Below are 23,361 nucleotides of genomic sequence, written 5' to 3'. Positions count from 1 at the left end.
TAATGACTCGCCTAAGAATTAATAAATTCATACCACTTTTGTAAGCTGTAATCGTAGGAATCCATAACAGAGTTCCAAACCGCAACGTTGCTAAACCTTTTTTCGTAGCTTCCGCCAGACCGTTGTTGGCCTTTTTTTACGGCTATATTTCCATCAGTACCCAGTAAGTTTGTTGTTGCTGCTTTACCTTGATACCAATAATCCCATTCATTTTGATTTAGGTATTTTGCTGATCGTTGTGGATTACTAATATAGTAGCCTTGTCGAGCAATAAAAGCGCCAGGCCAACCTGACAGCCACCAGTTCATGTAGTCGTAAGCTGCATCTTTAACGCGTCCAGTTGTTGCTGAAGACAAACACATTACCCCATGCCAACCTCTATAACCTTCTTTTGGAGCTGCATATCTAACAGGGATACCTTGGCCATTTAGTTGAGAAACGGCAGGGGAGAACATGCTTTGAATATTGACTCGACCTGACTTCATAAAATTTACAGATTCAGGCACAGAAGTCCAAAAACCGTTAAAATGATTTTGTCGTTTTAATTCGAATAAAATATCAAAAAGCTGATCCAATTCGGCATTTGTAATTGCACCGATATCATTAAAGCTCATCAAGCCCTGGCCCTGTGCTGCTAAGGCTAAGTCAAAAACACCGATAGAGGGAGCATTAACGATACCCACTTTACCTTTGTTTTTGTTGTCCAGTAGCCAGCCCCAGCTTTCCGTTTCATAGGGCCTGCCAAGTTCAATATGGTCGGTGTTGTAACCAAATGAATCTACGTTATGAACGTATGGTAAAAAGCTTATGTCGTTTGTGTGATTTGTTCCCAGCTCACCGTTTTTTTGGACATGAAGTATTTTAAAAGGTGCATCGCCAGCGCCTATGTTTGACGATGGATGAAGTTTACCGGTTTTACACAAATCATTTATCTCATCAAAATGAAGAATTCTTCTTTTATCAATAGGCTGTATAGAACCAGATGCCCAAAGTACACGTATACTATTTGACCATTGCTCGAAGAGATCAAAGGAGGTTGGAGACATTGATGCTTTTTGTAAGACAGAGGCACTGCCTTTTGGCTCAAATACCAAATTAATGCCTAAGTCTTCCATTGCCTGTTTCCGTAATACTTCTTGCAGCGTGACGTGAGTACCAAGCACTCTTACAGTCGTTGTTGTTCTCGAGAAAACATAGGGCGCTTTAGTGATCAACACGCTAGAAGCCGCGGCTTTTGTTAATAACTTCAATGTGCTTCTTTTTGGCTTATTGACGTGGGACATATAGTTAATCCATGATTTTGCTGAATTTATAAAGATATTTTTAAGCTTAGCTCATAGTTTTTTAGGTGCAATTTTTAGTCATGCTTTAAGTTACTTTATTAGTAATAAAGCCAGAACTATTGATGCCGTTCAGCGAGTTTAATTGGGGGTTAATCGAAAAGAATGTCAATTAACGTAAATTAGATTGATTCTAATTAACGATATCTCGTATATAAGCGTTAATATTTAGTATTAACTTAATTTATTACAAAGGTAAGAAGTTGAAAGGTAGCCAAACTAAATCCAAAGGAACGGTTCGTCAGGTTCAGCTTAGTGCAATTACGGCACTATGCTTTTCATTGATGGCTTGCTCTTCAAATTATCAAATGTCTAATGACTTAAAAGAGCAACGCATAACAGGTAAGTCTCCAGAGCAGTGGAGTCAGCAGCTTGTTTCTAACCCAGATGTGTTGCGTTCAAAAAGTGTTTTTGAAGAGCTTAATAATCCGCAATTAAAAGAGTTAGTTGAAAAAGCGTTATTAAATAATTTGTCGCTTCAACAACAAGCTTTTGACGTTAAGATCAAAGAGCAGTCATTAATCGCAACAGGTACTAACGTTTGGCCGTCGCTAAATGCAGAGTTTTCTGGTCAAAGAGGTGAATCTAGCTCTGCTGATTCTCCATCGACATCCTATACGGCGGGTTTGTCATTGAGATACGAATTGGATGTTTGGCAAAAACTATCTGATACAATAAGCAAGAGAACCTTCAATATATGGCTGAGCAAGCTTCTTATACTGAAGCAACTCAAGCACTAATCTCTAATGTGATTTTGTCTTGGTTAGACGTTATTGAAGCGAACCAATTATTAGAGCTCTATAAGCAAAGAGTACAAAACTCTGGGCAAAGCTTATCCATTATAGACTCTGGCTATCAGCAAGGTCTGAATAGTGCGCTGGATGTTTATCTTGCTAGAAATGAGCTCAACAGTGAGCGTTCACGTTTGGCGCTTCAAGTGAGTAATAAAGCAATGGCAATTCGAGTATTGGAAAGACTGATTGGTGAATACCCTTCTGCTTCTTTACTTATCAACGCTGATATTCCGGTATTTACTACTGATGTTGAGCTAGGTATCCCATCTGAGTTAATTAAAAATAAGCCTTCTTTGCAGGCTAGTTGGTATCAGTTAATGGCAACCGATGCAGCATTAGCATTTGCGCACAAAGAACGGTTCCCAGACTTTGTATTAACAGGAACCATTTCTGATAGTGCAAGCAAGTTATCTGATGTGTTTAGCACATCGGCATTTGCTTGGGGTTTAGTCGGTAAAATTACAGCGCCTTTGTTTGACGCAGGACGCCTTAAAGCTAATGAGAAAGCCGCGGAGCTTAGACTTCAACAAGCTGAAAAAAGCTACATTGAAGACGTGTATGACTCATTTGAAGACATTGAAAATGCATTGTCATTACAAGTGAGTTTAGTAGAGCGTTTTGCCACCACCTATGAAGCCATGGAAAACGCAATGGCGGCAGAGCAATTAGCATTTGAACAATATCAAAGTGGTCTTGTGACCTACACCACGGTTCTTGATGCACAAGGCCGTTCATTTGATGCACAAACTTCTCTAATCCAAATTAAGAAACAAAGGGCCACAAACAGAGTTCAACTTCAGCGGTTACTTGGGCATTCTTTTCTAACTCAAATTCATTAAAGACTACGGACGACGGCAACAATGATTAACTTCAAAAAACTAATATTACCTGTTTCGGTGCTAGCGGGCACAGCAATTTTATATACATTTATTATGTCTAACCCGCCAGAAGCACAACGCCGTGGACCATCAAAAGCCTCACAGATGTCAGTTCAAGTTGAAAAGCTGCAGCCACAAGACTACCCAATTATTCTTGAAAGTTATGGCACGGTTCAGCCTAGAACACAAAGTGGCTTAGTGTCACAAGTTGGAGGCCAAATTACCTTTGTTAGTGATCAATTTAGAGAGGGTGGTTTTATAAAACAAGGCGACGTTTTGGTGGTGGTTGATGACCGTGACTACGTGGCTGAGGTTAATATTGCAAAGGCTGGTTTGTTATCAGCACAACAAGCATTATTAGAAGAGCAAGCACGAGTTGACCAAGCCGAAACTGACTGGAAACGTCTAGGAAATAATAAAAAGCCAAGTGACTTGGTGCTTAGAAAGCCACAATTAGCGGCTGCTAAAGCAAATGTACTGTCAGCGGAGGCGCAACTTCAAAAAGCTCAGCTTTCATTAGAACGAACTAAAATTACAGCGCCATATGATGGTCGTATTTTGACTAAGCTGGTGGATTTTGGTCAGGTTATTTCTGGTAATACTAAAGTCGCGGATATATATGCGACTGATTATGTAGAAATTAGATTGCCAATTAAGAATAAAGACTTAGCACTAATGACCCTGCCAGAAGAGTTTGCCGACGATAATAGCAGTGTAATTAACGCCAAAGAAATACTGTTTAAGTCTGATTTAGTGGGCGACCAAAAGTGGTTAGGCAAAGCGGTGAGAACAGAAGGTGCGATAGATGAAAGTTCTCAACAACTTTATATCGTGGGCCAAATTGATGAGCCATTTGCTAAGGCTGCTCATAGTGCGAATCAGCACTCCGTACCTATTAAAATTGGCCAGTATGTAACGGCTGATATTCAAGGTAATACAATTCCAAATACGATAGTTATTCCTAATAAAGCTATTTATCAAGGCAGTTATGTTTATGTAGTTGTTGACAATATGTTGCGCCGAACAGAAATTACCGTGCGTTGGCAAAATGATGAAGAGGCAATCATAGAGAGCGGATTAAAGCCTGGGGACTTATTAGTTATCACGTCATTAGGACAGGTTAGCTCTGGAACAAGAGTGGCAATTGTCAATGAAAATGGCGATGCACAAGCAGCGCCTGCGGGCGAGATTAAGCCTCGAGATAAACAAGGTAGAAAAAAGCCAAGAAGTGAAGGTGAATAATAATGATTGCATGGTTTGCTAGAAATGGCGTTGCTGCCAATTTATTAATGTTCTCAATTTTATTTGTTGGCTTATTTAATTTAAGTTCGCAAATACCATTTGAAGTCTTTCCATCCTTTGAAACTGATCGCATAAGCATTAGTGTCACATTAAGAGGTGCAACACCTGAAGATACAGAGCAAGGTATTGCCATCCGTATCGAAGAAGCGGTGCAAGATTTAGAAGGTATAGAGCAAATTACCAGTCGTTCTACTGAAGGCTCAGCGTCCGTGACGGTGGAAGTTGAAAGTGGTTATGATGCTCGAGAAATGTTAGCCGACATAAAGAGTCGGGTTGATGCAATTAATACCTTTCCGAGTGATGCTGAAAAGCCTGTTATTGCGTTAGCGCAGAGAAAAAGAGAAGTTATAGCGGTTGCGTTATCAAGCATTTATGGTGAGAAAGAACTGCATGAGTATGCAGAACAAATTCGTGATGATTTACTAAAAATTCAAGGTGTAACTCAAATTGATTTGAGTGGCGTAAGAGATTACGAAATTGCAGTGGAGATTTCCACCGATAAGCTTCGTCAGTACAATCTATCACTAGCTCAAGTTTCAAGCGCTATTTCAAAATCAAGTGTTGATGTGTCTGCCGGTACGTTAAAAACCACCGGTGGCGATATTCTGCTGCGCTCAAAAGGTCAGGCTTACCGCCAGGATGAGTTTGCTCGAATTCCGGTCAAAACTAATGCTGATGGCACTATTATTCGTCTTTCAGACATTGCAGATGTTTTGGATGACTTTGAAGAAACGCCAATTAGAACTCGTTTTAATGGTAACCAAGCCGCGTTTTTAGATGTTTACAGAATTGGCCAACAGAGTGCTATTGAAGTTGCTGACAAAGTAAAAGCGTATATTGTTAGTAAGCAACTTGCTTTACCTTACGGTTACGAACTGAGTTATTGGGATGACGATTCACAAATTGTTAAAAATCGTATATCCACGTTAACGACCAGTGCGTTGCAAGGAGGTTTCTTAGTTCTATTATTACTAACACTATTCTTACGTCCCGCTATCGCTTTTTGGGTGTTTATCGGTATTCCAGTTTCGTTTATGGGTGCCTTTATTGTTATGCCTTGGTTTGGCGTTACATTAAATGTTATGAGCCTATTTGGATTCATTTTGGTGTTAGGTATTGTTGTTGATGATGCCATCGTTACCGGTGAGAATATTTATACTCACTTACGAAAAGCGGATTCTGGAGAAGATGCCGTTATAAGAGGTACTCAAGAAGTCGCGACTCCTGTGACGTTTGGTATTTTAACCACTGTCGCTGCCTTTTTACCTTTGGCCTTTATTGAAGGAGCCAGAGGTGCGTTATTTGCGCAGATCCCTGTTATTGTTATTCCAATTTTGTTGATGTCATTAGTTGAGTCTAAATTTGTTTTACCCTCGCATTTAAAAAACCTAAAACTTCGTCATGAAAAAGGCGAAATTAGCAAGCTCGAAGCTTTCCAGCATCGCTTTGCTGATGGTTTTGAACACCTGATCTTGCGCTATTACCAACCGTTATTAAAAGTAGCGGTTCGAAATAAGTTCGCCACTGTTAGTATGTTCTTATCGGTATTTTTAGTGATTTTAGCGCTGATTATGAGTGGCTGGACTAAGTTTATTTTCTTTCCTCGCATTCCAAGCGAAACGGTGAGAGTGAACATTTCAATGCCAGCGGGCACGCCATTTGAAGTGACTAATAAGTTTGTTATTAAAATGTCAGATAAAGCGCGAATTTTACAAGAAAAATATGTTGATGAAGATACTGGAAAAAGTGTCATTATAAATATACTTGCCACTACTGGTGGTCGCGGTGGCGTTTCTAACCAAGGTGGTGTGCGATTTGAAATAATTCCACCTGAGCAAAGAACGTCAATTATAAGCGCAAATGATTTAGCCAGAGAGTGGCGAAATCTGATTGGCCCAATTCCAGGTGCAGAAAGCGTTACATTCAGATCTGAAATTGGTCGTACGTCAAGTCCTATTGATGTGCAGTTATCAGGTACTTCGCTGAATACGTTGAAAGAAGTGGCTGATTTAGTGAAGCAACGTTTAGCAACCTATCCTACGGTTTTTGATATTGCCGATTCTTTATCAGATGGTAAGCAGGAATTGCAAATTGAGCTGACTCAGCAGGGCGTTGCGCTTGGACTGACGAGAATGGAAGTATCAAATCAAATTAGGAATGCTTTTTTTGGTGCGCAAGTTCAGCGTGTTCAAAGAGGTCGAGATGATGTGAGAGTTATGGTGAGATTGCCGTTATCAGAACGTAATTCTGTGGCACAGCTGCAGGATATTCTGATATCGACTCCATCTGGCGGCACTGTACCGTTTGCTCACATTGCGACGGTAAATGCAGGACAAAGCCCGTCGGCTATTTATCGAATTGACCGCTTTAGAACAGTGAATGTGACGGGCGATATTGATAAAAGTAATACCAATATGACGGTACTTCAGGCTGATCTAAAAGTTTATCTTGATGAGCTGGTTTCCCAGTACCCAGGCATTTCGCACTCATTAGAAGGTGAAGCAAAGGAGCAGCGTGAATCATTTAGTTCGTTGGGCTGGGCATTAGTGTTTGTATTCTTTATTATTTATGCTTTGTTAGCGATACCATTTAAGTCTTACTTACAGCCTTTAATTGTTATGAGTATTATTCCTTTCGGTATGATCGGTGCAGTTATGGGCCATTGGGTAATGGGCATGGAATTAACCATTATGAGTTTGCTGGGGATGCTGGCTCTCATAGGGGTTGTAGTAAATGACTCGCTCGTTCTGGTTGACTATATTAATAAGCGCAGAGCTGAAGGGTTTGCCCTAATGGACGCGGTATTAACGGCGGGTGCTTCTCGATTTAGACCGGTTATGTTAACGAGTTTAACAACATTTATAGGCTTGATGCCGTTATTGTTTGAAAAGTCGACGCAGGCGCAGTTCTTAATCCCGATGGCCGTCTCGTTAGGGTTTGGTATTTTATTCGCAACGTTCATCACTTTGCTTTTAGTACCGGTTAATTACCTTTTAGTAGCTAAAGTACAGGATTGGTTCAAGTCGTAAAAATAGGTAAAAGGCTATGAAGATCTTACATAGTTAAAGTAGTAATTACTTAAGTGTTATTCAAAGGGCCAACTTTTCAAGTTGGTCTTTTTTTATCCGCTCGTTGGTAATGTCTTTAAATTCAGGGTGTTAGCTTCTTTATTTTGTTCGGCGTCATTACTTTTTTTGGCTGGCATAATATTTGCGATACTAAAGTAACGTTTTATATTAGGAAAGTATGATGACATTAAAAGATTTAGCACCATATTACGGATTAATAGAAGAAAAACTTACAACTTGGTTAGAGATTTCAATTAAACATCTACCTAACTTTGTCGTTTCGCTATTTATAGTTTTATTTTTCTCATTGCTATCTCGCGTTTTAAGCAAAACATTGAGGTCAGTATTGCACAAAGCGCTTGAGTCTAGACAGATTGCGGACTTACTAGCATCAATATTTAAAATCATAGTGATGACAGTTGGTATTTTTGTCGCGTTGGATTTTATCGGATTGTCTGGCACCGTTAAGTCATTATTGGCGGGTGCGGGTATTGTTGGTCTAGCCATCGGTTTTGCATTTCAAGACATGACTGAAAATTTGATAGCTGGTATAGCGATGGGCATAAGAAAACCGTTTCAAATTGGCGATGTAATTAAAGCGGATGATGTATTTGGTACCGTAAAAGTGATTAATCTGCGCAATACGTTAGTTGAGAACTTTTATGGTCAGCTAGACATAGTACCAAACAAGGTGCTGTTCAGAAACACATTAACAAATTTCAACTCCACCGGGGAACGAAGAGTAGAAGTGCCCGTCGGTATTTCTTATGCCGATGACATAGAAAAAGCAGCAGATGTTTTAGTTGAAGCTATTAATAAAAAAGACTTCGTGAAAAATAAAGATGAAACCGCTGTCTATGCTGAGAGCTTTGGTGATAGCTCTATAAATTTACTAGTGTGGGCCTGGATAGATTACCCTGGTCATGTTGGCTTTATGCAGGCAAGACATGAACTAGTTGTTGTTATTAATAAAACGCTAAGCGATAACGATATCCTAATTCCATTCCCAATAAGGACGCTGGATTTTGGTATTAAAGGCGGCGAAAAGTTAAATACTATGCTGACTAAGAATGAGTCGAAAAGTGGCTCAGCTAATACGAATTAAATGCCGGATGGTCTTCCGGCCATATTCTCAGAAATTAATATAAATGTTTCTTGAGCGCAGTGTACTAGCTCCGACCTTTCAATATGCTCTATTGGTAAAGAGTTAATTGTGGTTGATGTTCTTAACCAGTCAGCATCAACTTCGATTAACTTTCTCCAAAATGCCATTGAGAGGTTATATTCGTACCCTAAAGTGTGCTCAATTTTGGGTAGTACCATCACTGCAGTTTGAGAGAAGCAGTCGAGTGCGTATCGAATCCCCCAATACTTTTCTAAAATTGAACCTTCACCCATAACTAAATATTTAGGCTGAGGAATGGGTAACCTAAGTTGTAGTTTATTGGCGATATCCGATAATTCAAATTCTAACGAAGGTAACCGAGTTTTATAGGGGGCAGCGTGCATTAAATCTATCTTAGATTCAAAATTTAAAACCCGCTTTTCGACTTGGACATACGAAGCGTAAAACTTACACATGATGTTAAAATATTGAGACAAGCTAAGTTTGCTTGAGAGTATTTGTGTTAGCACTACCGCTTGATCTAACTGCTCTTGTAACACTCGAGTTTTGATTTTTAAGACATTTATATTGTCATCTAAAAATGGCTGTAATGTTGGGTTAAATGACCCACTTTGCATCATCAAATTACTTGTTGCCATGATAAAAAACCTAGCAGGAAAGACTCATCTAATTGTAGTCTAAATTTACAAAACTGAAGAAATGATCAAATAAAAACTGGCCGAAAAAATAGGGATGTTATATTATATCACTCAGTTATTTTTGAGAGGTTTGTTAAATGAGAGATATTTTAGGAGCGTGGTTGTCAGTTCTGTGTGTTTTGCACTGTTCTTTGCCGATCCTTTTACTGTCGTTTGGGGCAAATTTTGGCTTACATGAATTTTTAGAATCTATTCACGATGAATGGCTGCATGCGGTATTAATTACTCCAATTGTTTTAATATTGGGTGTTAGCTTACCAAAAGCTTATATGTCGCATCGTAATCCGGTACCTGCATATTTGGCAGCACTTGGCGTGTTTACACTTACCGTTGGTGTTTTAAGTGGCCACCTTGTAGAAACTATCCTAACGGTAGTTGGAAGCACATTAGTAATAAGTGCTCACTTAATTAATCGCAAGTCTTTAAAAAGCCATGTAGAAGCAGTGATGAGCTAGCTTAAGCTAGCTCTATCTTATAACTTTTAATTTACCAATTCAGGTAACTTAATCCCTTTCCAAGTTTCAGAAACCCTCAAAGTGTAAACTCGTTGCTGGTCCTCTTCCTTCAATATTTACGATATTAAACTGTTCATCCCAAATCTCCCTTAGAGAGTCCTGACGAACAGCAAGTCCTTTTAAGCGCTTCGGCATTTTAATCTCTTGGTAAACCCAAAAGTAACCAGCATCATTCTGGTATCCTACTAAGCTGAGCGGCAGTGCTTCGTTTTGGCTATTACGCAACTCAAACTTTTCCTCAACGTAGGCTGCAAACTTAGCCTGTGTCATGTCATCTGCAATGATGTCTGCCTTAGCATCAAATAACTGCCAAGCAGCTTCTTCAGCATCGTGCAGCATAAAGCGGTGCATGACTTCAATATGATTTGTTCTTTCATTGAATAATACGATAGTAAATGCTGATTTCATTTTATGTGCATTTACCGGCAAGGCTGAAAACAACAGCACTACTACCATAGTGATAATTCTAAACAACGTTAACTCTCCAAAAAAAATGCCCGAACAGTTCGGGCATTTATTGTAACCTTATATCACAACGCGTAAAGCGGGCTTTATAATGTTTTTAAATTAAGCTTCTGTTTCAGATTCAGATTCAGACTCTGTTTTCTTTTTGTCTTTATCTTCGTCAGTTTTTAATTTTGTTTTAATATCTTGCATGATGTCACGGCTTGCACCCGTTGCGCTGCGCTTATATTTATAAGCTTCAACACGTGAAGGGATGATTCGACGTGGGTACATGTTGTTCTCGTTGTTTACATCCGCAGTATCCCAAGTAGGGTCAACTACAACACTAACAATTTCTTTTTCTTTGTCAGTAACAACTAGTTTTTTAACATGCTTAGGAGAACGTCTCCAAATTTCAGCAGGAATATAACGATCTTCTTTAGTACCGTCAGCATATTCTAGTTGAAGAAGAATTGGCATAACCAAACCACCTAGGTTATTAAACTCAATAACGTAGTAGTTTTTGTCTTCTGCAACTGCACGTTCAAATACACGTTTTTCCCATGGCTTAAGACCTTTAAGGAAGCTGTTGTATTTGTTGCGTTCTTTATTCGTTACTGTAAAACGATCGTTTTCGTCGTAGAAATCAGAAACATCTGGGTTAGATTCAAGCCACGTTTTCATGCCAGCTTCTTCATTCTTTTTCAGGAACAATGCTTGAGGCTTGTCATTTTCGATATCACGCATACGAGCCATATCGATGTCTGGATTTTTAGTATCCATACGTAGTTTGTAAACACCATCAACAGAGATATCTACATGGTCTGTAGTGTAGAACCAACCAGTCCAGAACCAATCTAAATCAACGCCTGATGCTTCTTCCATAGTGCGGAAGAAATCAGATGGAGTAGGGCGCTTATATTTCCAACGTTGAGAGTACTCTTTAAATGCATAGTCAAATAACTCACGACCTAAAACAACTTCACGAAGAATGTTTAAAGCAGCAGCCGGTTTTGAGTAAGCATTTGGACCTAAACGAAGTACGCTATCAGATTGAGTCATGATAGGAACTTGAACGTTACTCTTCATGTAGCTAGTGATATAACGAGGCTCAACACCCCAAGGAATTGTTGGATCCCACTCACGACATGCTACAGCGTCTAGAAAGCTGTTAAGACCTTCGTCCATCCAAGTCCATTGGCGCTCATCTGAGTTAACAATCATTGGGAAATAAATGTGGCCAATTTCGTGGATAACAACACCAATTAAGAAACGTTTTTCTGCTTGAGTATAAGTACGAGAACCGTCGTCTTGTAGTTTAGTACGAGGACCATTGAAGGTAATCATAGGGTATTCCATACCGCCAACTGGGCCATTTACTGACTGAGCTGTTGGGTATGGGTAGTCAAAAGAGAATCTTGAGTAAACTTCCATTGTATGAACAATAGCTTCAGTAGAATACTTCTTCCAAAGATCACCACCTTCTTTAGGGTAGAAAGACATCGCCATTACGAATGGTTGATCTTTACCGCCTTGGTCGTATCCTTTAGCGTCCCACATGAATTTACGAGAAGAAGCCCAAGCGAAATCTCTTACGTTTTCTGCTTCAAAACGCCATGTTTTAGACTTAGTTGTGCCTTCTTTTTCGTTTTCTAACGCTTCTTCAGCTGTTACAACAAAAACAGGACGTTTAGCATTTTTAGCTTCTTCTAGACGTTTACGCTGAGTGCTCGTTAATACGTCTCTTGGGTTATCTAATTCACCCGTTGAAGAAACGATGTGGTCAGCAGGAACCGTAATTTCTACTTCGTAGTCACCAAATTCAAGAGTGAATTCGCCGCGGCCAATAAACTCTTTGTTGTGCCAACCTTCGTAGTCAGTGAACGCGTGTAAACGCGGGAACCACTGTGCTAGTAAGAAGATGTCATTACCACCTTCACGAGCGTCGTCAGGGAAATGCTCATAACCAGCACGAGCAGACACTGCATCTTCTTCAACAATGTTAAAACCAAAGTCCATTTCGAACTCAACTGTTTTACCAGGTTTAAGAGGACGGTCTAAATCAATGCGAAGGTTAGTACCAACTACAGTAATTTTAAGAGGGCGATCTTTGCTATTTCTAACAGCAAGAACGTCATAGCCTAGCTCATTGTCAGCTAAGAATTGTTGACGACGTAATTCACCAAGACTTAGTTTTGCTGGCTTGCCGTTACCACCAGCTGAAGTCGCTGGACCACGACGACCAATACCAGCAAATGCAGTACCAGCTTCTGCGATTGAATCATCATGGTATTTATTTTGTTCTAACTGCATCCACAAGTACTTTAAAGTATGTGGAGAGTTGTTTTTGTAGGTAATGTTTTGAGTAGCATCTAAACGACGTTTTTCTTCGTTTAGTTTTACTTTAATTTTGTAATCGACTTTTTGTTGCCAGTATTTTTCACCTGGTTCACCTGTTGCAGCACGATATACATTTGGTGTTGGAAGGATCTCTTCCATTTGACGGAACTTGTCTTCGAAGTCCCCTTTTGTTTGCTTAACGGCACTTGCAGACGCTGTCGCACTGACAGTGATAGCGAATGCTAAGGTCAACAAACGTCTAAAATTACGATTATTCATAATATTACCACGTTATCCTATTCATTTTGCTGGTTAAATTTGACGTAGAATCTCACGTTCTAATCGCCAAGATTAGCCGTTAAGACTAACAAAAAACAATATTAAAAAACACAGTTTTAACCCTATAACTGTGTCACTCATCGAAAAGACGCATATAGGCGTTTAGAGGTTGTATTTTGTAGAGCGTCGCAAATAATTAGTTTTATGAAAAAACGGGTGGTTTTTTTTTGCGACTTGGATAGAATCGCCTACTCATTTTTTTAAGGGGACATATTTTCCATGGTAACCATTGGCATCGATTATGGTACTTCAAACTCAGAAGTAGTTTGGTTTCGACGGTAATCAACATCATTACATTGAACTAGATAAAGATTCTAAAACGCCATTTAAAATAAGATCTTCTGTATTCATTTATTACGAAGATGACTTACCGCTGCCTCCAGTGGAAGTGATTGAAGAAAAGGTTCAGCGTATTAAAGCCTCTATTTCTATGCAATTAGATAAGGCAAAAGACAAATACGAAGAGGCGACTACGCCAGCAGAGCAACGCCGTCATTTAACACAAATTGACCAACTTCGTGGTGAGTTCCATAACACGCCGAAGTTGCAGCGCCGTGCGATTAACGAATTACTAAAGAATCAATCAGTAGACGATTTGCCGCTCCAAAAAATGGTTGAGACAGGAACCTTCCTGTTCGGCGAAGCTGGTTTTAAACAGTATTTAAAAACACCAGAAAAAGGACGTTTAATTTATTCACCTAAAAACTTTTTGGGTGCGAATCTGCTGTCTGGTCAAAAAGATGCTTTTGTTGGGCTAATAGCTAAACAACTCGCATTCTTCAAAGAAGCTGCAGAAAAGCAATTAGGCCAGAAGGTAGGTGGTGTAGTTGTGGGGCGTCCTGTGAAGTATCACGGAACTCGTGGTGAGCAAGGTAATCAACAGGCCATTACAATAATGACCGCAGCAGCGGAACAGGCTGGTTTTGAAAAAATTGATTTCCTTGAAGAGCCAATCGCGGCGGCATATCGAATTGAACAACAATTGGATAGCGAAAAAGTAGCTTTAGTTGTAGATATAGGTGGTGGTACAACGGATATTTGTGTGATCCGTTTAGGTACCCAAAAGCAACAAGACTATGACCGTCAACAAGATGTACTGTCTGTTACTGGCACGCGTTTGGGTGGCATGGAATGCGACAAAAACTTGATCCTTAAATCTATTGCGACAGAAATGGGCTTGGGCACTGAAACAACAAACGGTATTCCTATTCCACCACTGTACTTCAACGATATGGTTGCAGTGGATGATATACCACGATTGAATAAGTTCTTTTCAGATGAGATGGGATTAGAAATTTCTCAAACTATCTCTGTTGCTAAAGAGCCTAAGAAGTTAGACAAACTGTTAATTGTTCAAGAAGAAAAGTTATCAGCGCGATTAGTTAACTCCTCTAGGTTGGCAAAAGAAATGTTGTCTGAGAAAAGTCACATTGTATTGCCATTAAAGTATATTCAATCTGACTTCCAGGTCGAGTTAACAGAAGCCGATTTAAAACGCTCTATGTTGGCGTGGATGACGCGTGTTAAGGCATTGATTAAAGAGTGTTTGGACAAAACAGAAGTTCAACCTGAGATATTGTTTGTGACTGGCGGTATGAGTTTGTCACCTGTTGTACAACAGGAAATTAAAGCCATGTTACCTGATCTACCAACGGTAACTGCAGATGCATTTAAATCCATTTCTGAAGGCCTGAGTATTCAAGCATCAAGAATGAAGTAGCGATTAATTAACAGTTAATTCAAAATTAACTAGCCTTTAAGTAAGAGTGAAGTAACAAGATTACTCTGCTCTTACTAAAGGAAGTTTAAACGATAGGGAAGGGCGCTACTTAGCGCCCTTTTTCTTTATCAATAGAAAGTTGAACTTGCTTAAAAAACTCTGCTTTTTTTGAGGCAAACTCTTGGTTAAGAGCGACTGGCCAATTGCCATTAACGGCAATAACTAAGTCTCTACTTGGATCTATAAAGATCCCTTGACCGTAAATGCCTTTTGCTTGATAGCTACCGTCATTGCTTGTCCACCATTGATAGCCATAACCATGGTCTTCATTTGTTGATACTTTCTTTTGAGTCGCGTTAACAATCCAGTTGTTAGGAACGATGGATTCATTATTTACCTTCGCACCTTTAAGAATAAATTGTCCAAACCTTAAAAAGTCTCTAGTAGTAGCCTGAATACAACAACCGCCAATTTCATTTCCAGAAGGCCCTAGAATCCACGATGCATTATGTTCAACACCAATTTTTGACCAAATTTTATCAGACAGATAATCAGCAAGGGGCATATCTATCGCTTTTTGTAAAAGCAAACCGATTAAATTCGTTTCTCCAGTACTGTATGCCCAATGAGTTCCAGCTTCATAAGCTCTTGGCAACTGACGCATATAACTGGCAATAGAGTTTACGCCTGGCTCCGGCTCGTGAAAGTTGAACTTAGAGACATCAGAGTTTGGATCGTTGTAATCTTCGTTCCATTTAATCCCAGAGGTCATGGTAATAAGTTGTTCAATAGTGACATTATCATACTCACTGCCTTTCATTGACGTTACGTAGTCGCTGACCTTGTCCTGAAGGCTATTGATATGACCATCTTTTAAGGCTGCGCCGATTAGAGTAGATGTAAAAGATTTAGCAACGGAAAAGCTAGTCCACTTTTTCTGCTGAGTTAGGCCAAGTGAATAACGCTCCAGCCTGACTTTTCCTTCGTGTAGAACAACGAGGCCTGCAACTCTGCTATCGGCAATATAACCTTCTATAATTTCGCTAGGAAGGGCAAGTGGCTGGCCAACGGGTAATTGGACTATGTTTTTAGGATCTGAGTTTATTGTGTTTTTACTAATAACAGGCAACACATCAAGAGATTGAAAACCAGCGTCACGTTGAGCTTGGGTCCAGAATAAGACATTAATGTCAGGTGGTGGGTTTAAAATTAAATATCGAACGCTTTTGTCTAAAGACATCCAAAATATGCCTAATATCAAGACTAAACCCGATAAAATTGAAAGTGTCCATTTCATAGATTTTTTCATACTGCTTTGCCATTCCTTTGCGTTTTTAATTTAAAGCCTGTCTAAATTAAATTATTAATCAGTTTGCCTAGTTATATTAGCGGTTAATTCGCCATTTGCGAGTCGAATTTTAACCAATTCACCGTCTTTTATTTGTGTTTGGTCTGAAATAACCTTGCCATCTTTGTTTGTGGTAATGCTATAGCCTCTCGTTAACGTAGCTAGAGGGCTAACGATGTTGAGCTTTTCAGTGGCTGAATTAAATTGATTCTGCTTTTTAATTAATCTGGCCTGCATCAATTTTGGCAATGCAGAGTTGGCATACTCAAGGCGCTGTTTTGCTGAGCTCAATGCATGCTTAGGAGATAAACTACTTAATCGTTCTCTATTAATATTATCTCGCTGTTTTGCTGACTCTAGCTTCGACAGTATTGCTCGTTGCAAAGCCATTTGCAGCTCGTCATTTTTTTGTTGGGCAAGTTGCAATTGATAACTTGGGTGCAACAAAGATAAAGACCGCTTTAGTTGGCTTTGCTGATTTTTATTTGCCTGGTGCTGATGTGCATAGGCTCTAATTAGTCTGCTATGGAGGTTTCGTACTTTGGTAACTAGCTCACTATTGTCAGTAGAAACTATTTCTGCGGCAGCCGATGGCGTAGGTGCTCTTAGGTCGGCAACAAAATCTGATATGGATACATCTACTTCATGGCCAACGGCACTAATCACCGGAATAGCAGAGTTATAAATGGTATGAGCTAAACCTTCGTCATTAAAGCTCCAAAGATCTTCTAAAGAACCACCGCCTCGGCCAACAATCAGCACATCAACTTCCTGACGAACATTTGCAGTATTAATGGCCCACATTATATTATCAGCAGCTTGTTTGCCTTGGACCATCGTAGGGTAAATAATGACTTCTGTTTGTGGTGAACGACGTTGTAAAACCGTTAATATATCGTGCACGGCGGCACCAGTAGGACTTGTTACTAAACCAACGCGTTTGGGCTCTTTAGGGATCACTTGTTTTGAGTCTTGATCAAACAGGCCCATTTTCAATAAGTTGTTCTTTAACGCTTCAAACTCTTGTTTAAGCAGACCTTCACCTGCGGGCTCCATTAGCTCAACGATAAGTTGATAGTCACCTCGAGGTTCATAAAGGCTTAATCGACCACGAACTAATACTTGGGTGCCGTTTTCCACATTGGCTCTTACATTTCTATTATTGCCTCGAAACATCGCACCTTTAATTTGAGCTTTGTTGTCTTTTAACGAGAAATACCAATGGCCACTGGTTGCTTTTACTAAATTTGAAATTTCACCACTGATCCAAACGTTTAAAAATTCAGCCTCAAGCAACATGCGAGCTTTCTGATTAAGCTCGGATACCTGGTAGATTTTTTGTTGGTTAGACGCGGTGGTAACAGTCACATTAATCCTAAAGTTTATAAATAGCGGGCAAAGTCTAACGTCAAGAAAACTCTAGTCAACGTTTTTAATGTTAAGGCTTATTTCAATTGAATGAAGAGTGTTATGTGTCGTTTTCACGCTAAACGTGGTTACATTCTGCTTAAAAAATAGTACCTTAAATATGAATTAGCCAAAAATGAACAGAACAGGGATAGATATGTTTAAATTCTTTACCACATTATTACTTTTAGTTGGTGTATCAAATGCACTAGCAGATGAAAAGTGGAACGACTTCGCACAACTCCCATTGGTAGAACAGCCAAGGGTTTCCCCAGATGGTAGTAAAATCGCTATGATCTACAATACTCCAGATGGCCCAACTGTGAGTGTAAGTGCATTTGGGAGTCGCGATTTCGATATTTTAGCGTCGTTGAGGCTTGGTAAAGATAGAGTAGATTCAATTAGTTGGTCAGGCAATAAGTACATTATTGTTTCAGCCAGTTCACCACAATGGTCTAGAGGTGAACATTATCGGGTTAGTCGTTTATATGCTTTTGATGTTAAGAACAAAAGTAATGTAGCATTGACTGAACGCCGCTTCTCCCAGGAGCGTTGGTATGAATATACAACTTTCAAAATAGTTTCGTTACTTAAGAATGATGAAGAACATATACTTGTTTCTACCTACGATAAGTTAGACGAAGGTTATTCAGTCTTTAAAGTAAATTTAAGCTCTGGAAAGTTTCAAAAGGTTCAAAACAATAAACATGATATTAGTAGTTGGAGCGCAGTAAATGGAGTTGTTAGGCTCGGCGTTGCTTTCGATAGAGAGGAAAACGTTTTCACGCGTACGATTTGGCATCGAGAAAAAGCCGGAAGTGAGTTAACGAAACTTCATACTCGGGTGGTCGGTAAAGGTGAAACGTTTAATGTTATTGGTTTAACAAAAAATGGTAACAAAGCTTATGTTTTGAGTGATAGGGAAGTAAGACGTGAGTCTATTTGGCTTTATGATATCGCCTTAGGTGAATTTGAATCTATGGTACTAAGTCATCCCGTTTTTGACATCACGGGTGGTATTAACAACGGGGAAGGAGAGCTGATTGGAGGATACTATAGTGACGACTATTCTAAAAAGTTGTATTTCGACCCAGCAGACGCGGCATTTGAAAAAAGCTTCTCTAAAATGTTAAACGCTGAGCAGGTGACTCTTGTTAGCCGAAGTATCGACAAAACAAAGGTATTAGTTGCAAAGCAAAGCGACAATCAACCAACCCTTTATGTTCATTTTGATTTAGCCGCTAAAAAAGGTGGTGCTTGGGTCCGAACTTACCCGGCTTTAGCAAATAAGCCATTTTCGTCGGTAGAGAACTATTCGTTTAATGCATCAGATGGGCAAGAAACTAACGGGTTACCTAACTATACCGAATGGCGTTAAGCAACCTCCACTAATCGTATATCCGCATGGTGGTCCACACGCCCGAGACTATAAGTACTTTGACCCTCAGTTACAGTATTTTGTATCAATGGGGTATGCCGTTTTACAAGTTAACTTCCGTGGTTCTGCCGGCTTTGGGAATGACTTTGAAACTGCAGGTTACTTTCAATGGGGAAAACGCATGCAACAAGACGTTTATGACGCGATGGATTGGGTAATTGGGACCAATCGAGTTTCTCGTGATAAAGCGTGTATTGTAGGAGGCAGTTATGGTGGTTATGTTGCGTTAACAGCGAGTTTTCAACAACCCGAGCGATTTGACTGTGTTGTAAGTATTGCAGGCTTATCTGACCTTAAAACAATGGTAATGAACGGCGACAACTTTGGTTTTTATACAGGTCACATAGTGGATGTTACAAACGAAGAGGCTGTTGAAAAGTTGGATGAGGTTTCAGCCATAAACTATATTGATAAAATCACAGCGCCTATTTTATTAATTCATGGGAACAAAGATACGCGAGTTGATTACAATCAGTCAGAGTCATTTTATGACGAAGCAAAGCGAAAAATAGATGTTAAATATGTAGAAATTAAAAATGGCACACACTTTTTTGATGACAATGAAAGCCAGCAAACTCTCTATCGTGAAATGACGGTGTTTTTAGAAACCCACTTAAAACACTAAAAGGGGATATGCACGCAACCCTTTGACAGAATTGGATCAACTAGCAAGTAATAGCCTGTTGGTCCAATTTTTAAATATTGATGTTTTTCGGTATTTTTATCATTCTTACCTCATAAATAAGTGAAATTTAGGTTTACGAACCATAACTTTTCAATTAAAATGCGACCGCAACATACTCCATCTACTTTTCATGTAAGGTACCAATTGCCATGTTGCGGATAGTCAAAGAAGCCCTAACGTTTGACGACGTTTTATTAGTTCCAGGTCACTCCACCGTTCTTCCTCACGAAGCCAATTTAAAAACACGCTTGACTCAAAAAATTGAGTTGAATATCCCTATGGTATCCTCAGCGATGGATACTGTAACGGAAAGCCGTTTAGCGATTGCATTAGCTCAAGAAGGCGGCATCGGATTTATCCACAAGAATATGTCAATTCAAGCGCAGGCGAATGAAGTTCGTCGTGTTAAAAAGTTTGAAAGCGGCGTTGTTTCTGACCCTGTTACTGTTTCCTCTCAAATCACTCTTGGTGAAGTCATGAAACTTGCTCATGAGCATGGTTTTTCTGGCTTTCCGGTAGTTGATGGTGATAACAACCTTGAAGGTATTGTTACCGGTCGTGATTTACGCTTTGAAACAAACTTAAAAGCAAAAGTTAGTTCTGTAATGACGCCAAAAGAAAAGCTTGTCACCGTGCATGAAGCGGCGGCGCGCGATGCTGTTATGGCGTTAATGCATGAGCACAGAATTGAAAAGATTTTAGTTGTAGATGATGCGTTTAAACTTAAAGGCATGATCACCGTTAAAGACTTTCAAAAAGCAGATAGCAAACCAAATGCTTGTAAAGATGAGCTTGGTAGTTTGCGTGTTGGTGCTGCAGTTGGGGTTGGCCCAGGCACAGATGAACGTATAGAGGCACTTGTTAAAGCTGGTGTTGACGTGTTGTTGATTGACACTTCTCATGGACACTCTCAAGGTGTGTTGGAGCGTGTTAAGTGGACACGTGAAAATTATCCAGATTTACAAATTGTAGGCGGTAACGTCGCAACAGCTGATGGCGCTCTAGCGTTAGTTGAAGCGGGTGTTAATGCTGTAAAAGTAGGCATTGGCCCAGGTTCAATTTGTACTACTCGTATTGTTACCGGTTGTGGTGTACCACAAATTACCGCTATTGCAGATGCAGTAGAAGCTGTTGCTGGTAGAGATATTCCAGTTATTGCTGATGGCGGCATTCGATTCTCAGGTGATATTTCAAAGGCATTAGTAGCTGGTGCAAGCTGCGTAATGGTTGGTTCAATGTTAGCGGGCACTGAAGAAGCGCCTGGTGAAGTTGAGCTTTATCAAGGTCGTTATTACAAATCGTACCGAGGCATGGGTAGCTTAGGCGCCATGAACCAAAGTCATGGTTCTTCAGATCGCTACTTCCAAAAGTCAGACAGCAATGAAAAGTTAGTACCAGAGGGTATTGAAGGTCGTGTTGCTTACAAAGGCCCGATTGAGAATATTATTCACCAACAACTTGGTGGTATCCGCTCTGCAATGGGATTAACTGGCAGTGCAACTATTCATGAAATGAATACTAAACCTCAATTTGTACGTGTTACTTCAGCGGGTATGGGTGAGTCTCATGTTCATGACGTACAAATTACTAAAGAAGCTCCAAACTATCGTTTAGGTTAGGTTTTTATATTGATGCTTTTCAATAGGCTAAACTAAATGGAAGTATTTAATAATGGCCGAGCTTTTTTAGCTCGGTCTTTTTACACCGAGTTAGCACCTCTCGCTAACCAGCAATTAAAAGGCTAAAACATGTCCATAGAGAAAGACATTCACCAGCATAAAATTTTAATTTTAGATTTTGGCTCCCAATATACTCAACTTATCGCTCGTCGCGTGCGTGAAATCGGCGTTTACTGCGAATTATGGGCATGGGATGTTACAGAAAAACAAATCAAAGAGTTTGCTCCAAACGGTATTATTTTAGCCGGTGGTCCGGAGTCAGTAACTGAACACAACTCACCTAGAGCTCCGGAATATGTATTTAATGCCGGAGTACCAGTTCTTGGTATTTGTTATGGCATGCAAACTATGTCTCAGCAATTAGGCGGAGCTGTTGAAATATCAATGGAACGAGAGTTCGGTTATGCCAGCGTAGAAGTGGTAAAAGAGTCTGCGTTGCTTAAAAATATTGAAGATTCCATAAACTCTGCGGGCAACTCAATGCTCGATGTGTGGATGAGTCATGGCGACAAAGTAAGTGCAATTCCAGCTGGCTTTAGCACAATTGCTAAAACAGACAGCTGTCCTTATGCAATTATGTCGAATGAAGAAAAGCGCTTTTATGGTGTTCAATTCCACCCTGAAGTAACACATACCAAACAAGGTCTTCGCTTACTAGAAAACTTTGTTTGTAATATCAGCGGTTGTGAAAAGCTATGGACATCAGCTTCTATAATTGAAGACGCTATTGAGAAAATGAAGAAGCAAGTTGGTGGTGACCAAGTTATTTTAGGTCTTTCAGGTGGCGTTGATTCTTCAGTTGTTGCAATGCTTTTACATAGAGCTATTGGTAAACAACTAACTTGCGTATTTGTAGATAACGGTTTGTTGAGACTGAATGAAGGTCAACAAGTCATGGATATGTTTGGCGATCATTTTGGTTTAAATATCATTCATGTAAACGCGGAACAGCGCTTTTTAGATAGATTAGAAGGCGAAAACGATCCTGAGAAAAAACGTAAAATCATAGGCAACGTTTTTGTTGAAGTTTTTGATGAAGAAGCGTCTAAGTTAGAAAATGCGAAATGGCTAGCTCAGGGCACAATATACCCTGATGTTATTGAATCTGCTGCCTCTGCGACTGGTAAAGCCCATGTTATTAAGTCTCATCATAATGTTGGTGGCTTGCCAGAACACATGAAGATGGGCTTAGTTGAGCCGTTACGTGAATTGTTTAAAGACGAAGTACGTAAGATTGGTTTAGAACTTGGTTTACCATATGACATGCTATACCGTCACCCGTTCCCAGGGCCAGGTTTAGGTGTTCGTATTTTAGGTGAAGTTAAAAAGGAATACGCAGACTTGTTACGTCGTGCGGATGCTATTTTTATTGAAGAGCTACACGCAGCCGATCTTTACAATAAAGTTAGTCAAGCATTCACAGTTTTCTTACCTGTTCGTTCTGTTGGTGTAATGGGCGACGGTCGTAAGTATGACTGGGTTGTTAGCCTAAGAGCTGTAGAAACCATTGACTTCATGACAGCGCATTGGGCTCATTTACCATATGATTTCTTAGGTAAAGTGTCGAACCGTATTATTAATGAAATAGATGGTATTTCACGAGTTGTTTACGACATCAGTGGTAAACCACCGGCAACGATTGAATGGGAATAGTTCACGTTGAGTGTGCTTGATATTCACTTGTAACGAAAAAGGCGCTTTATGAAGCGCCTTTTTTATTTTTAGAAGAGGAACGGCTGGGGAAGACTCGTGACCAAAAGCCAATTTCAAACAAAATACCAATAGCAAAAAATGCAATTGATCCTTGAACTGCTCCAACCCGATAGCACATAAGTGCCGCCAAAATTAAACCGATTGGTAATAGTATTCTATATAAAAACTTCATACTTACTCCTTAAGTAATGCTTGCAGTCAAGGACTCAACTTGCTTTGCTCAACGAATCAATTTCGTCTTTTAATGAGTAATTCTTATCCGTTACAATCTTTTCTAATACAACAATTCGTTCTTTTAAGAGTGCGACTTCTTTTGCTAAATTTTCTTCGTGCTCAGATGTTTTATTTTTTTCTTTTGCCAGCTGTAATTTAACTTTCTGCTCGTAGGCCGAGTAAAGTAGACCACCAATGATAGCGACAATAGCAACGATGAAGGGCATAGAAGACATAATTAATTTCCTTGTTGAATATGAATATATAGTTGTAATTGATAAACTTATACTTAGCAAGAACCAACTATTGTGCCA

General features: G+C 39.7%; 18 protein-coding genes and 1 pseudogene. 11 read left to right on the top strand and 8 right to left on the bottom strand.

What is annotated here, in order from left to right; all coding sequences use genetic code 11:
* Nucleotides 1-11 precede the first annotated feature (11 nt).
* Complete coding sequence (locus tag GNP35_RS08110; protein ID WP_155695630.1) at nt 12-1,283, bottom strand: ABC transporter substrate-binding protein; 1,272 nt, start codon at nt 1,281-1,283, stop codon at nt 12-14.
* 260 nt (nt 1,284-1,543) lie between these two features.
* On the opposite strand from GNP35_RS08110, the gene GNP35_RS08105 reads away from it, so the two are divergent.
* The 5 genes from GNP35_RS08105 to GNP35_RS08085 all read left to right on the top strand — a co-directional run bounded on the left by GNP35_RS08105 (nt 1,544) and on the right by GNP35_RS08085 (nt 8,487).
* Entirely contained in the window at nt 1,544-2,080 is a 537-nt protein-coding gene (locus tag GNP35_RS08105) for a TolC family protein (RefSeq protein WP_155695629.1), read from the top strand.
* Complete coding sequence (locus tag GNP35_RS16045) at nt 2,038-2,973, top strand: TolC family protein (RefSeq protein WP_155695628.1); 936 nt, start codon at nt 2,038-2,040, stop codon at nt 2,971-2,973. The genes GNP35_RS08105 and GNP35_RS16045 overlap by 43 nt, the downstream gene beginning before the upstream one ends.
* 21 nt (nt 2,974-2,994) lie before the next feature.
* Complete coding sequence (locus GNP35_RS08095) at nt 2,995-4,254, top strand: efflux RND transporter periplasmic adaptor subunit (RefSeq protein WP_155695627.1); 1,260 nt, start codon at nt 2,995-2,997, stop codon at nt 4,252-4,254.
* Nucleotides 4,255-4,256: 2 nt separating this feature from the next.
* On the top strand, nt 4,257-7,343 hold the full coding sequence (locus GNP35_RS08090; RefSeq protein WP_155695626.1) for an efflux RND transporter permease subunit: 3,087 nt from the start codon (nt 4,257-4,259) through the stop codon (nt 7,341-7,343).
* A gap of 217 nt (nt 7,344-7,560) precedes the next feature.
* Nucleotides 7,561-8,487: a mechanosensitive ion channel family protein gene (locus GNP35_RS08085; RefSeq protein ID WP_155695625.1), complete on the top strand. Its 927-nt coding sequence runs from the start codon at nt 7,561-7,563 to the stop codon at nt 8,485-8,487.
* Here GNP35_RS08085 and GNP35_RS08080 read toward each other — a convergent pair.
* Entirely contained in the window at nt 8,484-9,146 is a 663-nt protein-coding gene (locus tag GNP35_RS08080; RefSeq protein WP_155695624.1) for a heme oxygenase-like domain-containing protein, read from the bottom strand. The two genes, GNP35_RS08085 and GNP35_RS08080, sit on opposite strands and share 4 nt — an antisense overlap.
* A 137-nt stretch (nt 9,147-9,283) precedes the next feature.
* Between GNP35_RS08080 and GNP35_RS08075 the strand changes: the two genes are divergently transcribed.
* Nucleotides 9,284-9,661 (top strand): MerC domain-containing protein, encoded by a 378-nt coding sequence (locus GNP35_RS08075; protein WP_155695623.1) that lies wholly within the window; start codon nt 9,284-9,286, stop codon nt 9,659-9,661.
* Between the two features lie 66 nt (nt 9,662-9,727).
* Here the strand turns inward: GNP35_RS08075 and GNP35_RS08070 are convergent, their stop codons facing one another.
* Both GNP35_RS08070 and GNP35_RS08065 read right to left on the bottom strand, forming a co-directional pair.
* Nucleotides 9,728-10,195, bottom strand: coding sequence for a DUF6702 family protein (locus GNP35_RS08070; RefSeq protein WP_155695622.1), 468 nt, complete (start codon nt 10,193-10,195; stop codon nt 9,728-9,730).
* 93 nt (nt 10,196-10,288) lie between these two features.
* Nucleotides 10,289-12,784, bottom strand: a complete 2,496-nt coding sequence (locus GNP35_RS08065) for a M1 family metallopeptidase (RefSeq protein ID WP_155695621.1) — start codon at nt 12,782-12,784, stop codon at nt 10,289-10,291.
* A 279-nt stretch (nt 12,785-13,063) separates the two neighbouring features.
* Here GNP35_RS08065 and GNP35_RS08060 point away from each other — a divergent pair.
* Nucleotides 13,064-14,564, top strand: a pseudogene (locus GNP35_RS08060) (Hsp70 family protein).
* 109 nt (nt 14,565-14,673) lie between these two features.
* Here the strand turns inward: GNP35_RS08060 and GNP35_RS08055 are convergent.
* On the bottom strand, nt 14,674-15,873 hold the full coding sequence (locus tag GNP35_RS08055; RefSeq protein ID WP_155695620.1) for a serine hydrolase domain-containing protein: 1,200 nt from the start codon (nt 15,871-15,873) through the stop codon (nt 14,674-14,676).
* A gap of 54 nt (nt 15,874-15,927) precedes the next feature.
* Nucleotides 15,928-17,280 carry an exodeoxyribonuclease VII large subunit gene (gene xseA / locus GNP35_RS08050; RefSeq protein ID WP_330997746.1) on the bottom strand — a complete coding sequence of 451 codons (1,353 nt, stop codon included), beginning with the start codon at nt 17,278-17,280 and terminating at the stop codon, nt 15,928-15,930.
* A gap of 196 nt (nt 17,281-17,476) precedes the next feature.
* Here xseA and GNP35_RS08045 point away from each other — a divergent pair, with 196 nt between their 5' ends.
* From GNP35_RS08045 to guaA, 4 genes are all read left to right on the top strand, one after another.
* Nucleotides 17,477-18,697, top strand: coding sequence for a hypothetical protein (locus tag GNP35_RS08045; RefSeq protein WP_155695619.1), 1,221 nt, complete (start codon nt 17,477-17,479; stop codon nt 18,695-18,697).
* Nucleotides 18,651-19,382 carry an alpha/beta hydrolase family protein gene (locus GNP35_RS08040; protein WP_196492463.1) on the top strand — a complete coding sequence of 244 codons (732 nt, stop codon included), beginning with the start codon at nt 18,651-18,653 and terminating at the stop codon, nt 19,380-19,382. Before GNP35_RS08045 ends, GNP35_RS08040 begins: the two co-directional genes overlap by 47 nt.
* Before the next feature lie 209 nt (nt 19,383-19,591).
* On the top strand, nt 19,592-21,061 hold the full coding sequence (gene guaB / locus GNP35_RS08035) for an IMP dehydrogenase (protein ID WP_155695617.1): 1,470 nt from the start codon (nt 19,592-19,594) through the stop codon (nt 21,059-21,061).
* Between the two features lie 129 nt (nt 21,062-21,190).
* A complete protein-coding gene (guaA, locus tag GNP35_RS08030) occupies nt 21,191-22,774 on the top strand; it encodes a glutamine-hydrolyzing GMP synthase (protein ID WP_155695616.1) in 1,584 nt (527 codons plus the stop codon).
* 46 nt (nt 22,775-22,820) lie between these two features.
* Here guaA and GNP35_RS08025 read toward each other — a convergent pair whose 3' ends face one another.
* Entirely contained in the window at nt 22,821-23,006 is a 186-nt protein-coding gene (locus GNP35_RS08025; RefSeq protein ID WP_155695615.1) for a hypothetical protein, read from the bottom strand.
* 34 nt (nt 23,007-23,040) lie between these two features.
* The gene (locus GNP35_RS08020; RefSeq protein ID WP_230961339.1) at nt 23,041-23,283 is read right to left on the bottom strand and encodes a hypothetical protein; all 243 of its coding nucleotides are present in this window, start codon (nt 23,281-23,283) and stop codon (nt 23,041-23,043) included.
* Between the last annotated feature and the right edge of the window lie 78 nt (nt 23,284-23,361).

The organism is Psychrosphaera haliotis (assembly GCF_009728465.1).
Taxonomy (GTDB): Bacteria; Pseudomonadota; Gammaproteobacteria; order Enterobacterales; family Alteromonadaceae; genus Psychrosphaera; species Psychrosphaera haliotis.
Note: the sequence above shows the minus strand (reverse complement) of the source record. Positions and strands in the feature narration are given on the sequence as shown.